This is a genomic window from Amycolatopsis umgeniensis, from assembly GCF_014205155.1.
In the GTDB taxonomy this organism is placed as follows: Bacteria; Actinomycetota; Actinomycetes; order Mycobacteriales; family Pseudonocardiaceae; genus Amycolatopsis; species Amycolatopsis umgeniensis.
Map to the genome: position 1 here is coordinate 5191137 of NZ_JACHMX010000001.1, position 14557 is coordinate 5205693.

General features: G+C 68.5%; 11 protein-coding genes. 7 read left to right on the forward strand and 4 right to left on the reverse strand.

The features are described from left to right. The first annotated feature begins 2 nt into the window (after positions 1-2). Positions 3-1154 (forward strand): WXG100 family type VII secretion target, encoded by a 1152-nt coding sequence (locus tag HDA45_RS24655; protein WP_184899080.1) that lies wholly within the window; start codon positions 3-5, stop codon positions 1152-1154. Between the two features lie 99 nt (positions 1155-1253). Here the strand turns inward: HDA45_RS24655 and HDA45_RS24660 are convergent, their stop codons facing one another. Both HDA45_RS24660 and eccD read right to left on the reverse strand, forming a co-directional pair. Then, positions 1254-2903, reverse strand: coding sequence for a S8 family serine peptidase (locus HDA45_RS24660; protein ID WP_184899083.1), 1650 nt, complete (start codon positions 2901-2903; stop codon positions 1254-1256). Between the two features lie 23 nt (positions 2904-2926). Next, a complete protein-coding gene (gene eccD / locus HDA45_RS24665; RefSeq protein ID WP_184905982.1) occupies positions 2927-4291 on the reverse strand; it encodes a type VII secretion integral membrane protein EccD in 1365 nt (454 codons plus the stop codon). Positions 4292-4749: 458 nt separating this feature from the next. On the opposite strand from eccD, the gene eccCa reads away from it, so the two are divergent. The 5 genes from eccCa (at position 4750) to HDA45_RS24690 (ending at position 12001) form a co-directional block, all read left to right on the forward strand. Then, positions 4750-8757, forward strand: a complete 4008-nt coding sequence (eccCa, locus tag HDA45_RS24670; protein WP_184899085.1) for a type VII secretion protein EccCa — start codon at positions 4750-4752, stop codon at positions 8755-8757. Positions 8758-8825: 68 nt separating this feature from the next. Then, positions 8826-10736, forward strand: coding sequence for a type VII secretion-associated protein (locus HDA45_RS24675; RefSeq protein WP_184899087.1), 1911 nt, complete (start codon positions 8826-8828; stop codon positions 10734-10736). Positions 10737-10748: 12 nt separating this feature from the next. Then, positions 10749-11111, forward strand: coding sequence for a hypothetical protein (locus HDA45_RS24680; protein WP_184899089.1), 363 nt, complete (start codon positions 10749-10751; stop codon positions 11109-11111). Positions 11112-11342: 231 nt separating this feature from the next. Further along, the gene (locus HDA45_RS24685) at positions 11343-11663 is read left to right on the forward strand and encodes a WXG100 family type VII secretion target (RefSeq protein ID WP_005166828.1); all 321 of its coding nucleotides are present in this window, start codon (positions 11343-11345) and stop codon (positions 11661-11663) included. A gap of 53 nt (positions 11664-11716) precedes the next feature. Further along, positions 11717-12001 (forward strand): WXG100 family type VII secretion target, encoded by a 285-nt coding sequence (locus HDA45_RS24690; protein WP_101612192.1) that lies wholly within the window; start codon positions 11717-11719, stop codon positions 11999-12001. A 116-nt stretch (positions 12002-12117) separates the two neighbouring features. Here the strand turns inward: HDA45_RS24690 and HDA45_RS24695 are convergent, their stop codons facing one another. Beyond that, the gene (locus tag HDA45_RS24695) at positions 12118-12870 is read right to left on the reverse strand and encodes a DUF4333 domain-containing protein (RefSeq protein ID WP_184899091.1); all 753 of its coding nucleotides are present in this window, start codon (positions 12868-12870) and stop codon (positions 12118-12120) included. A gap of 62 nt (positions 12871-12932) precedes the next feature. Further along, positions 12933-13823: a hypothetical protein gene (locus tag HDA45_RS24700; RefSeq protein WP_184899093.1), complete on the reverse strand. Its 891-nt coding sequence runs from the start codon at positions 13821-13823 to the stop codon at positions 12933-12935. Between the two features lie 275 nt (positions 13824-14098). On the opposite strand from HDA45_RS24700, the gene rplM reads away from it, so the two are divergent. Further along, positions 14099-14551: a 50S ribosomal protein L13 gene (rplM, locus tag HDA45_RS24705; protein ID WP_005166833.1), complete on the forward strand. Its 453-nt coding sequence runs from the start codon at positions 14099-14101 to the stop codon at positions 14549-14551. The last annotated feature ends 6 nt before the right edge of the window (positions 14552-14557 follow it).

Consider the following 14557-nt stretch of genomic DNA (forward strand, 5'->3'; position numbering starts at 1 on the left):
GCATGATCGCCGAGTCGGACAACCCGACCGATTCCATCCCGCACCCGATGGCGGCCGCACGCCAAGCCGCTCCCGAGGCGACCCCGATCGCGTTTAGCCCGCTAAACGCGACCGGCTCGGGCGGTGAAGACCTGGTCGAGGCCGCGGCGCCGCATCTCGCCTTCGTTTCGGAACTGTCCGGCCAACTGGGGCTGATCGATCCGGTCGAGACCTACCTGACCCCGCTCGCGGGGCGCTGGGAGGACTTGAAGGACGAGGCGGACAAGCTCCGGAAAGCAGCGGCGACCGCGGGCACCGTGTCGAAAGAATTGTCGGAGGATCTCGGCCGCCTCGACGCGGGGTGGTCCGGTAAGGACGCCGATGCGTTCGTCGCCTACATCGCGGACATCAACGTCGCGGGCAATGACGTCGAAGACGCCCTCAACACGCTGGCGGGTTCGCTCGACGAGCTGGTGCTGTCGATCCGTCGCATCCTGACCGATCTGGTCGAGGTTCTGGTCGATACGGCCGAACTGACCTCCGAGACCGCCATGTTGCCGGTCGGCGGCGTCCGGCGGGCGCGAGCTCAGCTGGAGGAGGCGCAGGAGTCGGCCAAGGCGCTTTTCGAAGCCGCTCGCAACGTCCTTGAGGGATTCGTGCGGCTTTGCGACGGCGTCGATGATCCTGACGCCGTCTCGCGAAGCATCGCGATCGCCCACCGGTACCCGCAGGACGAGTTCAAGCTCCACGACGATTCCGAGGCGGCCAGTGCGCCGGCGCCGGAGAGGGACGCCGCTGAACCGGATTCCGGTGCCGCGTCCGAGGAGCAGTCGACGTCGCCGTCCGCGGCCGATCCCGCCGACGGCCGGAAGACCGGCTCGCAGGAACCACTGACCGAGCAGGGGCAGGCGCTGATCCCGGAGGTCGCGCCCGTGCAGGCCGCTCCGGCTCAGGGGCAGGCCGCGGGGACGGGCTCGGCGATGATGCCGATGGGGATGGCGCCCATGATGGGGATGGGCGGTGGTGGTGGAGGCCGGACGGCTCACCAGTCGAAGACGCGGCCCGCGTCCAAGCCGTCCGATGTGGTCGGGGAGCCCGGCCAGGTCGTCCCGCCCGTGATCGGCGAGGACGACGCCCCGGCGAAGCCCGCTCAGAAGCCCAAGCCCGCCAAGTAGGTGCCCCATGGGCGGAGCGACTTTAGCGGGCTAAACGCGATCTGGGCGGCTCGGAGGCGAGACCCGGACAGATCGCGTTTAGCCCGCTAAACGCGAGTCCTACGGGGTTTTGCGGCCAGGTGAGGTGGTCGGCCGGTTTCGGCGCACCGAGTGCACCACGAACAGCGTGACGAGCAGTGCCACCAGGCCTCCGCCGGTACCGGCGAGCGCGACGATCATCGGAGCGGAATCGCGGTCGTTCGCGGGCGGCAGGTCCGCGGGCAGCTGAACCGACTTTGCCTTGTCCGCCTCCGACGGCACGATCGCCGTCAGCGCCGCGATCGGGTCGATGACCCCGAAGCCGACGAAGTTGTCACGGCCGCCCGGCGCCGCGGGGTGCTGCGCCGTCGCCTTGATCCGGTTCATCACCTCGCGCGCGTTCAGCTCCGGGAACTTCGCGCGCACAAGTGCGGCCACACCGGCGACATACGGGGCGGCGAAGCTGGTCCCCTGAATGGCACCCGGCTCCCCGTTGCCCTCGATAGTCAGGTTGGCCAGGCTGCTGGACCCCTCCGCCGGGTCGAGCGAGATGATCTTGGTGCCCGGAGCGGCGACGCTGACCCACGGCCCGTGGACGCTGAATTCCGCGACGCCGCCGGTGTCGTCGATCGCCGCGACCGACAGCACGTCGTCGGAGAACCAAGGCGGCGTGACGATCGTCTTGGGGGACTTGGGGTCCGGCTGATCGTTCTGCGGGCACTTGTCGCCGACGTTGCCCGCCGCCGCGACGACGACCACGTTGTTCTGGACGGCGTAGTTCACCGCCGCTTGGAGTTCCTGCTCGCCCTTGCTGATGCTGCCGGTGGCCGAACGGCAGTTGTCGACCGACATGTTGATGACATTGGAGCGCTTGTCGACGGCCCGGACCACGGCCTGCGCGAGCGTTGCCAGCGTGCCCGCGGTTTTGCCCTGCTCCTGCTGTCGTCCGCCCTTGTCCTGGCCCGGTGCGGTTCCGTCCGCCGCGCCGCCGACCGCGCCGTTTCCCTGCGACGAAGGCGGAAGCTGCGACCCCGGATTGTTCGATGAAGGAGGCGGAGCGGAGTTCGACACGGGCGGAGGTTCGGACTTCTTCTCCGCTTCCTCGTAGTTCTGGCTCGACTGACGGATCGACAGAATCGTGGCATCCGGCGCGACACCCCGGAACCCGATACTCGCGTCGGGTGGGTTCGCCGCGATGATCCCCGCCACCTCGGTGCCGTGACCGTCACAGTCCTCGAGCCCCGGCGCTTTGCCGCCGCCGGGGGTCGCGACGTAGTCACCGCCCGATTCCACAGGATTCGTGAAGTACGGGTGCGCGGAGACGCCGGTGTCGATCACGGCGACCCTGACGCCGCCACCGATCGACTTCTTGGCGCCGCGCATCAGCTGGTGCACCTTTTCGATCTGCAGGTACTCCTGGCCCCAGGGCCGGTTCTTGATGTCGACCTGGTCACCGCCGAGCTTGCTGCGCTGCACGCACTCGGTTTTCTTCTCGTAGGTCTTGTCCGGTTTACCCGAGTCGGTCGGCTTCTTGGACGTGTCCACCGGAGGCGGGGTCGCGTAGTAGCCACCGGCGTCCGGCGCGACGCTGCTTTGCTGCGCCCATGCGGGAAGCGCCACCGAAGCCGGTGAGAGGACACCGATACCGGCTGCCAGCAGCACCGTTCCGGTACGTCCGGCGAGGCCGAGGTGGCGGACGCGCGTCCCCCTGGACTTCCGCGCTGCGGCCATCAGAGCATCATCCGATCGAGTCGTCACTTGAAGTTGAGGTGGCGCAGCGTCGTGTAGAGATCCATGACGCCGAGCGCCAGCGGGAGCACCGTCGCGATGAAGACGGCCTCGAAGATCTCCACGGTCCGCCGCAGCGGCGGCGAGAAGCGCTGGTTCGGGAAGATCACGCCGACCACGAGTGCGCCGGCGCCGATGAGCAGCAGCGCGCCGAACACGAACAGGACGCGGTTCAGCGGGCTCGCCGACCACATCCAGCCGAGCAGGATGCCCGCGCCGGACACCATGCCGGTGGTCAGCAGCGCGATGGCCTGGGCGCCGTTCGCGTACGCCCGCGCCCGAAGGAGCAGGACCAGCGTGGCGACGACGCCGAGGATCGGGCCGAAGACCGACGGAGACGTCGAGGCGATGATCGCGAACAGCGCGGTAGCCGCGCCACAGCCGGTCAGCAGACCGGTCATGTACTCGTGGGCGACCGCGGTGCGGCGCTCGATGGCGCGGTAGTCCGGGAAGCCGGAGTCTTCCTTGAGTTCTTCGGCGCTGCCGGGAACATGCGGCGTCGGGAGGGCGGCGAGCTTGATCGTCGCGCGCGGCAGGATCGAGATGAGAGCCAGCGACAGCGCGGTGGCACCGGCGGCGACACCGGCGATCGGGGTGTCGATGAGCGTCGCGGCCAGAAACGTCAGCGCCGAGATCGTGGCCGTCGTCGCGGCCGCGATGAAGGTGGTGATCCCGTGTCCGATGACGAGGATGCAGACCGCCGCCACGATGATCACGAGCGTGCTCGCGAGCAGCAGGTTCGCCCACAGGGACAGCCCCGGCACGATGTAGAACCCGCTGACGAAGGCCAGCGGGAGGCCGCCTGTCGCGGCGATCAGCACGCCTGTCGCCTCGGCCTTGTAGGCCTTGGCGAGTGTCGCGCCGACCGCGACGCACGCGATCGCGCCGACACCGCCCGCGATCGCGGCGGCGAGGGCGTTGCCGCCGTAGAACGACCCACTGGTGAAGAGCGCGAGAGCCGAGAAGAACAGCGCCAGGCCACCGGCGATGTGCCCGAAGCGGCGTGCCGTCTCCTTGGTCCACGGACGGAAGCTGTCCGGGGACGACTCGGCGATCGCGTCGACGACGTCGTCGTACAGCGGCGGCGGCGGGTTCTCGTTGCGTTTGCGCAGCTGCAGCAGTTCGCCGTCGACGACGCCGAGGGACGCGAGGGTCCGGCTCGGGTCGAGGGGTGCGTCGCCCAGCTTCGCCAGGGCCCAGCCGCCGTGGCGGGCGCCGCCGTCCGGCGTCGCCTCCTTCGCCATCTCCAACAGCATGGGCAGCAGGTCCGCCACCGCGACGTCAGCCGGCAAAGCCACGTCGATCCGGGTGCGTGGCGCGACCACCGTCACCCTGCTGAATACCGTCGTGCCCGTTGCCACTGCCATCCCCCTGCCCTGAAAGTCTGGTCCCGGGGAACCTATACCGAACCCGGGTGCCCACATCATCGACTGTCGGAAAAAGACCGGCAAAAGTAGGCGAGGCGACTTCCGAAGCCCCTCACGCCGGCTCCGCGCGCGTCGACTTTAGCCCCCTAATCGCGACGCTTAGGGGGCCTAAGTGTTCCGGAGGTCCCGTGGCCGTCGGATCGCGATTAGCCCCCTAAAGTCGACGTGGGTCGGCCGGAGGCCTGCGGGTTCGTTGGGGACTGTCGGTCCGGAGCCCTACACTCCCGACATGCGTACGGCCCCGGCCGGGGCCGTTCTCGGCGTTGTCCGGATTTCACCGGCCACGTTCGATAGGTTGTCTCGCGCACCAGTACGCGCACCAACGGTGGCCGCCATCGTCGAGTTTGAAGAGGGGTCCTTCGATGAGCACGCTGCAGTTCAAGAAGTCACCGCGCCTGGCGGCGCCGCGGCCGCCGGGCGGCGAGGTGCATCTCGAACCGCCGCCTGAGGTGCCGCGCACCATCCCGGGCAACATCGTCATGAAGCTGCTTCCCGCGGTGATGATCGTCGCCTCCCTCGGGATGATGGTCTTCATGTTCACCACGGGTGGACGCAATCCCATGATGATGATGATGGGCGGCATGATGGTGCTCAGCACCGTCGGCATGATGGCCGGCGGCGCGGGCAAGGGCGGCGGCGCCAAAAAAGCCGAGATGGACGAGGACCGCAAGGACTACCTGCGCTACCTCGGCCAGATGCGTGACAGGGCCCGTGAGGCCATGGTCGACCAGCGCGCCGCGCTCGAATGGGTCCACCCCGACCCGCAGACGCTGTGGTCGCTGGCCGCGAGCCGCCGCATGTGGGAACGCCGCCAGAACGACCAGGACTTCCTCCACCTCCGCGTCGGCCGCTCCTCGCACCGTCTCGCGACGCGGCTCGTGCCGCCGCAGACAGGCCCCGTCGACGAACTCGAGCCGATCGCGACGCTCGCCCTGCGCCGGTTCGTCCGCGCGCACTCGATCGTCCCGGACCTGCCCACCCAGATCACCCTCCGCGGGTTCGCCGCGGTCAGCATGCAGGGCGACCGCGGCCTCACCCGCGGCCTGACCCGGGCGATGCTGGCCCAGCTGGTCACCTTCCACAGCCCCGACGACGTCCTCATCGCGGTCGCGACGGCAGGCCGTGCCAAGGAAGAGTGGGAGTGGGCGAAGTGGCTGCCGCACGCCCAGCACCCGGCGCTCGCCGACGGCATCGGCCAGCTGCGGATGATGGCGGGCTCCCTCGCGCAGATCGAGCAGTGGCTCGACGAAGAACTCCGTGACCGCCAGCGGTTCTCCCGTAACGCGACGCCCGCCCCGGACCAGCCGCACGTCGTCATCATCGTCGACGACGCCGAGGTCACCCGCGAGGAGCAGATCATCCTCGAAGAGGGTCTGGTCGGCGTCACGCTGATCGACCTTTCCGACTCCATCGGCAACCTCGCGGCCCGTCGCGGCCTGCGGCTGGTCGTCGAGGAAGACCGCCTCGGCGCGCGCAGCGCCGGCGGCGTCGAGTGGTTCGGCCGTCCGGACACCCTCAGCGTGGTCGAATCCGAAGCGCTGGCACGACTTCTCGCCCCGTACCGCGTCGGCACCGCCGCGCAGGACGCCGCCGAGGAAGAGCCGCTGCTGTCCAACCCCGGTCTGCTCGAACTGCTGGGCATCCCCGGCGACCCGATGACCTTCGACGTCCAGCAGGCCTGGCGTCCGCGCCCGGTGCGAGACCGCTACCGCGTCCCGTTCGGCGTCGGCGAGTACGGCCAGCCTGTCGAGCTGGACATCAAGGAAGCCGCGATGGAGGGCATGGGCCCGCACGGCCTGTGCATCGGGGCGACCGGTTCCGGTAAGTCCGAGTTCCTCCGCACCCTGGTGCTCGGCATGCTCGCCACGCACTCGTCGAGCACGCTGAACTTCGTCCTCGTCGACTTCAAGGGTGGTGCGACGTTCCTCGGTCTGGACGCCGCCCCGCACGTTTCCGCGGTCATCACCAACCTCGCGGACGAGGTCACGCTGGTCGACCGGATGAAGGACGCGCTGGCCGGTGAGATGAACCGGCGCCAGGAGGCGCTGAAGAACGGCGGTAACTTCAAGAACGTCTGGGAGTACGAGAAAGCCCGTGAGAACGGCGCCGACCTCGACCCGCTGCCCGCGCTCTTCATCGTCTGTGACGAGTTCTCCGAACTGTTGGCCGCGAAGCCGGACTTCATCGACCTGTTCGTCGCCATCGGACGGCTGGGCCGGTCGCTGCAGATGCACATGCTCCTCGCGTCGCAGCGGCTGGAAGAGGGCAAGCTGCGCGGTCTCGACTCGCACCTTTCCTACCGCATCGGTCTGAAGACCTTCTCCGCCGCGGAATCCCGTGCCGCGATCGGCGTGCCCGACGCGTTCGAGCTGCCGTCCGTGCCGGGTGGCGGTTACCTCAAGTACGACACCTCGACGCTGGTCCGCTTCAAGGCCTCGTACGTCTCGGGCCCGTATCGGCCCGCCGGTATCAAGGCGGCGGGCCCGGTCGCGACCGTGGTCCGCGCGGACAAGCGGCCGCAGCTGTTCGTCCCGGACTTCGTCGAGCTGCCGAAGGAACCGGAGCCTCAGCAGATCGAGGCCGCGCCGGTGGAGCAGGCCAAGTCGGAGGAAGCCGTCGAGCCCAGCGAGCTCGACGTGATCGTGTCCCGGCTGATCGGCCAGGGCCCGCCCGCGCACGAGGTGTGGCTGCCGCCGCTGAAGGAACCGAACTCGCTCGACACCCTGCTGCCGAACCTGAACCCCACCGACGACCGCGGCCTTTCCCCGGTCGGGTTCTTCGGCAACGGGCGGCTGCAGGTGCCGATGGGCATCGTCGACCGACCGTACGAGCAGCGTCGTGACCTGCTCTGGGGGGACTTCTCCGGTGCCGCTGGGCACGGCGTGATCGTCGGCGGTCCGCAGTCGGGCAAGTCGACCATGCTCCGGACCCTGATCATGTCGATGGCGCTGACCCACACCCCCGAGGAAGCGCAGTTCTACGCGCTCGACCTCGGTGGCGGTACGTTGGCCGGTCTCCAGGGCCTGCCGCACGTCGGTGGTGTCGCCGTCGCCCGGCGCGAGCCGGACAAGGCCCGCCGGATCGTGGCCGAGCTGACCACCCTGCTCACCGAGCGGGAAGGCCGGTTCGGTGCCATGGGCATCGACTCCATGAACGAGTTCCGCAACCGTAAGCGGCGGGGCGAGATCAAGCCCGAAGAGGACGCCTTCGGTGACGCCTTCCTGATCGTCGACAACTGGAAGGCGCTGCGGGACGACTTCGACGAGCTGGAGACCTCGATCACCAAGCTCGCCACCCAGGGTCTTTCCTACGGCGTGCACGTCATCATCGCGGCGAACCGGTGGGCGGACATCCGCCCGGCGATCAAGGACATGATCGGCACCCGGTTCGAGCTGCGCCTCGGTGACCCGAGCGAGTCGGACATCGACCGCCGGGTCGCGGTGAACGTCCCGTCCGGCCGTCCCGGCCGCGGTCTGACCAGGGACAAGCTGCACCTGCTGACCGGTCTTCCCCGCATCGACGGATCGAGCAACCCGGACGACGTCGCCGCCGGTGTCGCCGACGCGGTGGCGAAGATCAAGGCCGCGTGGCGGGGCCGCCCGGCACCGCAGGTCCGCCTGCTGCCGGAGATGGTCACCTACGACGAGGTCCTGTCCATCGACACCAAGCGCAACACGAAGCTGGTGCCGATCGGTGTCAACGAGGAAGACCTCCAGCCGATCTACCTCGACTTCGCCGCCGATTCGCACTTCTACGCGTTCGCCGACGGCGAGTCGGGCAAGACGAACCTGCTGCGCCAGATCACCCGGGGCATCACCGAGCGGTACACGACGCAGGAAGCGGTCGTCATCCTCGTCGACTACCGGCGCACGATGCTCGGCTTCGTCGGCGGAGACCAGTTGCTCGGCTACGCGGTTTCCGCCGCGCAGCTGGACAGCATGGTCAAGGACGTCCACGGGTCGATGAGCAGGCGGCTCCCCGGTCCGGACGTGACGCAGGAGCAGCTGAAGACCAGGTCCTGGTGGACCGGTCCGGAGCTGTTCATCATCGTCGACGACTACGACCTGGTCGCCACCCAGACGAGCAACCCGCTGAAGCCGCTCGCCGAGTTCCTCGCGCAGGCGAAGGACGTCGGTCTGCACGTGATCGTGGTGCGCCGCAGTGGTGGTGCGAGCCGGGCGATGTTCGACCCGATCCTCGGCAAGCTCAGGGAGATCGCGGCGCCCGGTATGGTCATGAACGGCTCGCGGGACGAGGGCAACCTCGTCTCCAACGTGAAGCCGAGCCAGATGCCGCCGGGACGGGGAAACCTCGTGACCCGGAAGCACGGCAAGCAGCTCATGCAGGTCTCGTGGATCCAGCCGGACTGACCTCCCGCGGAACCAGGTGAGGGACGGGCCGGGCTCGGGGTGACGACGACGATCTGCGGGAGTGGCTTGTGACTGTGCGGGTAGCGGTGGACTTCGGGACATCGAGCACCTGCGTAGTGGCGTCGATCAACGGCCGCGAGCCGCAGGTCGTCGTGGTGGACGGGCAGCCCCTGATGTCGTCGGCGGTCTACGCCGCGCCGGACGGGACGCTGTTCGTCGGCCAGGAGGCGGAACGGCAGGCGGCGGTGGATCCGTCGCGCTACGAGCCGAATCCGAAGCGCCGGATCGACGAAGGCGACCTGCTGCTGGGCGACAACGTCCTCCGCGTCACCGACGTCGTCCACGCAGTGCTGAAACGCGCGGTGACAGAGGCTCGCCGGCTCGCCGGTGACGCCGAGGTCGAGTTGCTCGTCCTGACCCACCCGGCCGATTGGGGCGCGACCCGGACCCGTCTGCTCCGGCAGGCCGCGGGCGGGCTCGCGCGTCAGGTCGCCCTCGTGCCGGAGCCGGTCGCCGCGGCGGTCTACCACGCGGCGACGTTCGCCCCGGCCGATCTCAACTCCGAGCGCACCGTCGAGTTCAGCGGCAGGCCGGGGGACGCCCTCGCGGTGCTCGACCTCGGTGGCGGCACCGTCGACGTCTCCGTGGTCCAGCGCATGCCCGGCAGTCCGGCGGATCGCAGTTTGCCCGCTAAACGCGCCGGGTTCCAGGTGCTGGCCACCCGGGGGGATCCGAGCTTCGGGGGCGCAGACGTCGATCAGGCGCTCCTGGAACACGTGGGTTCGCTGGTGTCGTCCGTCGATCCGCCGGAATGGCGGAAGCTGGTCGAAGGCCGAGAGCTGACCGACAGGCGGCGTCGCCGAGTCCTGAGGCAGGACGTGCGTGGCGCGAAGGAGACGCTGTCGCGGCACGCGTACACCGACGTTCCGATGCCGCCGCCGTTCGCCGACGCCCACGTGACCCGCGAGGACCTCGAGCGGATCATCGCGGGCCCGCTCGGCCGCGCGGTCGAGCTGACCGTGGCCGCGATCGGTGATTCCGGGCTGCGGCCGAAGCAGCTGACGGCGATCTTCCTCGTAGGCGGGTCGAGCCGGATCCCGATGGTGTCCCGGCTCGTGCACGAACGGACCGGTGTCGTCCCCACGACCCTGGACCAGCCGGAGACCGTGGTCGCCCGCGGCGCCCTGCGCGCCGTGCTGATCGACCCGGACCGGACCGGATCGCTGGCGGGTTCCGCGGTCTCCCGTGTCGGCGGCGCCCCCGCACCGGCTCCCGCCGACCGGCGCCCTCAGTTCGCCCCAGGCCCTCGCCAGCCCGCCCCGCCCCCGCAGAGCGCGTTTAGCCCGCTAAACGCGACGCGGCAGGGGCCGCCGACACCGCCGCCCTGGCGGCCGGGTGAGCCCTCCCGTGAGACCAAGCCCGCCGAGCGAGGCGGCAAGGGCAAGAAGACGCCTTGGATCATCGCGGCGGCCGTCGTGGTCGTGGCGGCCGTAGTCGGCGGCGTGCTCTTCGCGGTCAACAGCGGTGAGGACGAGCCGGAAGGTCGGACGCTCGCCCAGTACGACTATCGCTTCATCGCGCCGCTGGACTGGATGCAGACCGACGACCGCGTCGCCAAGCGTCAGGTGGTGATCCATCCGAACGACTCCCTCGCCGGGGACGACCTCGTGGTCGCCCAGGAGTACGTGATGAACTACGACGCGACGGCCGACAGACAGAAGCTCGTCGACGACCTCGGCGCCGAGGCCGGGCGAGAGCCGGACAAGTACAGCGGTTTCAACGGTTCCGCGACCTACGCGGGCAAAACCGTCATCTACTACCGCGAGACCAAGCCGAAGGCACGCGTCGACTGGTACGTCGTCGCTCAGGGAAAGATCCGCGTCCACATCGGTTGCCAGTACGGCACCGGCTCACCGCTCGAACAGCGGGTGAGCGCGGCCTGCGAGCAGGTCGTCAAAACGATGGTGGTCGTCAACTGAAGGGGGAGGCACATGCCACCCGAACCCGAGACAGCCTCCGAGCACTTCGCGCGCACAGGGCGCGACGCGGTCACCTATGCCCGGCAGGTCGCTCGCACGGCCAAGGCGCGGTACGAACGCCGCCGGGGCGAGAACGCCGAACTGGCGAAGCAATTCGGCAAGGGACGGCTCGCGGGCGGTGAGACCGCGCCGACACCCGCCGCCCTCCGGAACGCCGCGAAACGGTTCCGCACGGGCGCCGGTCTTCCGGTTCCCGCTTTGCCCTCAGCGGCAGACTTGGTTCCCTTTCGGCCAGAACCGGCGGCCAGACGGCCACGTGTGGGTGACGACGACGAGGACTTTTCGCAGTCGCGAATCATGCGCCGCGTGGAATGATCGACCGCTGTGCGTTTGCGAAATCCCGTGGTGAAAGGCCATTTCTCCGGATGATTCGCAAGGTGTGGACGGTCCATCGCGGCCCGGTTCCCATGGGGAGCGTTCACGCAAGCAACTACTTGAAACCAAACAGCGACAAGGGGGAACCAGACGTGGCAGGGTCTCCGTCGTAGGTCCGTACGAAACGAACACACCAAGTGCGGATAACCACGAACGAAGGGGGTAGCTCCCATGGCTGCTGGTTTTCAAGGAAGCGTCGAACAGTTCACCCAGTCCGAGAAGCGGGTGACCGAGGTTCGCGTTTCGATGGACCAGAACCTGAGCAAGCTTCGCGACAACATCGAGGCCACCCGCGCTGGGTGGACCGGTGACGCGGCTCTTGCGTTCAACAACGTGATGAAGCGCTTCGACGAAGCGGGCCGGGGGCTGAACCAGGCCCTCCAGAACATCGGTGAACTGCTGGAGCAGGCGGGCTCGAAGTACAACGCTTCCGAGCAGCAGCAGCAGGAACTCATCAACTCGGTCAACAAGGGCTTCGGCGTCCTCGGCTGATCTTCTGTTCCACCCGATCAAAACCAAGTCTTTCTTGAGTACTGGAGGAAATCATGGCCGATATGAAGGTCGATTACGCCACGATCCACGCGGCGGCGGACGACTGCTCGAGCACCGGCGGCGAACTGGAGTCCCTGTTCGGTCAGCTGAAGAGCGACCTCGCCCCGCTGGTCAACACCTGGCAGGGTGACGCGCAGACCGCGTACCTGGCCGCTCAGCAGGAGTGGGACAACAAGTTCGACGAGCTCAAGCAGCTCCTCGCGCAGGTCGCCGGCGTGCTGCCGCAGCTGGCCGACGGTTACCAGAGCACGGAGCAGGGCGTCACCGGCCTGTTCTGAGTCTCACGCTCCGAACGAGCAACGGCGGGCAGGCATCTTCGGATGCCGAGCCCGCCGTTTCGTTTGGGGTAAAGAAAAAAGCCGCGACGGGTGTTCCCGTCGCGGCTTTCGGCGTATCAGTGGGGCGCTCCGACTTCGAATTCCGGCGTGGTGTTCAGCACCCGGACGGTGACCTTCTTCCGTTGTCCCGAAAGGTCGATCGAGCAATCGAAAGTGGTGCCGTTCACCACCGGTTGTCCGGAAGGACATTCCGCGTTCTTCACGTCCGGCTCCCCGTAGTGCTCGTTGAGCACGCGGACGACACCGTCCTGGACCGACTTCTGATCGAGACTGTCGCCCGCGAAAGCGCCGAGCAGCCAAGCCCCGACGCCACCCGCGATCACGACGGCCGCGGCGACCCCGCCGATCAGCAACGTCTTCTTCGAAACCTTCGGCTTCTTCTCTGGCCCCGCGCCGAAAGCGCCGAGCCCGCCGTACTGGGACGACTGCGCTGGCTGGAACCCGCCGCCGTACTGCCCCTGCGGGGGAGTGCCCGGAACCTGGTGCTGTGCCTGCCAATCCTGCTGCTGCGGCGGCGCCGGCTGCTGCTGCGGTTGCTGCTGCCAAGCCGGCGCCGGACCGGCGGTTTGCTGCCAGGGCCCGGAAAACGAGCCGGTGACGCCGGGCTGCGGGGACTGCTGCCACTGCCCCGTGTAGGAGCCGGTGCTCGCCGCGCCCGCGTCGTTCTGCTGCCACTGACCGGCATGCGGCCCGGTGGCCTGCCCTTCCTGCTGCCAGCCCTGTTGCTGGTTCCCGGGATTCGCCGGTGGCTGCCACCACTGCTGCGGCTGTTGTGGCTGTTGCGGTTGCTGTTCGGGCGGCTGGCTCATCGGTGGTCACCTCGGGGCGTCGAGAACTGCACGGCGTCGGGACGAAGGCGTTCGGCCATGCTTCAGACGCCCTTCAACTCGTTGTACCGGCGGTTGAAGTCGTCCTTGGCCGCCTTGTCCGGCAGCACGGTGATCTGCGAGGCGTCCGGCAGCTTCGGCAGGTCCTGTGTGCTCGCCTTGCCGGTGAAGCGGAAGTCGTAGCGCAGCTCGATCTTGTGCCCGTTGCCCTCGATCTTCGCCTCCATCACGATCTGGCTCAGCGTCCCGTCCGGGTCGAGGGAGACCGTGGTCCGCACCGGGGCCTTCTTCATCTCGTCCGTGATGCCGCTGCTGATCGACGCCGGCAGGACCTCCACCCGGCGTTCGATGAACTTCCCGAACGGGACGTCGGCGGTCAGCTCGGTCCGCTTGTCCGGAAGACTCTTGGCGCCCTTCACGATCTTCTTGTCCGCGTTGTAGGCCACGGCGATCGCGTCGGCCATCTTGCAGGCGTGGATGATCCCGACCCAGGCGCAGGGAATGGTCAGCCCGGCCTCGGACTTCAGCATCGAAACCCACGGCGTCGGGGCGAGGCTCTTGTAGACGGGCCCGAGGTACACGTACTCGACGGCCCCGTCCGCCGGGGTGTACCAGTCGATGCTGTCGTCCGGGTTCTTCTGCGAGCGCTGACGGCTGACCCGGCCTTCCGGGGAACCGGTGCGGGCCGAGGAGATCGTGCTGCGGACGTACTTCTCGTCGAACCGGAAGTAGGCGCCCGATTCGCTGGTGACGTCACGCTGGTCGCCGATGGTGTCCTGCAGCTTGTTCATCGCCGCTTCGAACTTCGTGCCGACGTAGGTCGCCGCGTCGTCGCCCTTCGGCACGGCGGTGCCCGCACGCGCTTGGCCGCAGGCGGTGGTGAGCGCCAGCACGGCGCCCAGCACGCACAAAATGGTCGTTGGCCGTTTGTTCATCGCCGTTCCCCTGATCGAGTCCCCGCGCGCGGTGCGCGTCCGGATCGTCTCATCCTCTCCCGCGAAGGACGATGCCGTGGGCGGTTCCGCCACACCGGCGAGGTACAGTTGCGGGGCGCCCGCCGGGCGCCGGTCCTAGTATGGGACCCCGGACCGACCCCCGCTTCGCAGTAGGGTCGGGCGTGGGGGTATCTTCATATGTCGTTGTGCGCTGCGGCGCGTAAGCGCTAGGCCCGCACAGAACCCACACGCAATGTTGACGACGAGGTAGACCCTTGCCCACGTACAGCCCCAAGCCCGGCGACGTCACTCGTGCCTGGCACGTGATCGACGCCGAGGATGTCGTGCTCGGCCGGCTCGCGACCGAGGTCGCCACGCTGCTGCGCGGCAAGCACAAGCCGACCTACGCCCCGCACGTGGACACCGGTGACTTCGTCATCATCGTCAACGCCGAGAAGGTTGCGCTCACCGGAAACAAGCGCGAGCAGAAGTTCGCGTACCGGCACAGCGGTTACCCCGGCGGCCTGCGGAAGCGCTCCTTCGGCGAACTGCTCGACACCAAGCCCGAGCACCTGCTCGAGAAGGTCGTCAAGGGCATGCTCCCGAAGAACAAGCTCGGCCGCGCCCAGGCGAAGAAGCTCAAGGTGTACGCCGGCGCCGAGCACCCGCACGCCGCGCAGCAGCCGCAGGCGCGCGAGATCACCAAGATCGCGCAGGTCGCGCAGTGAGTGAGG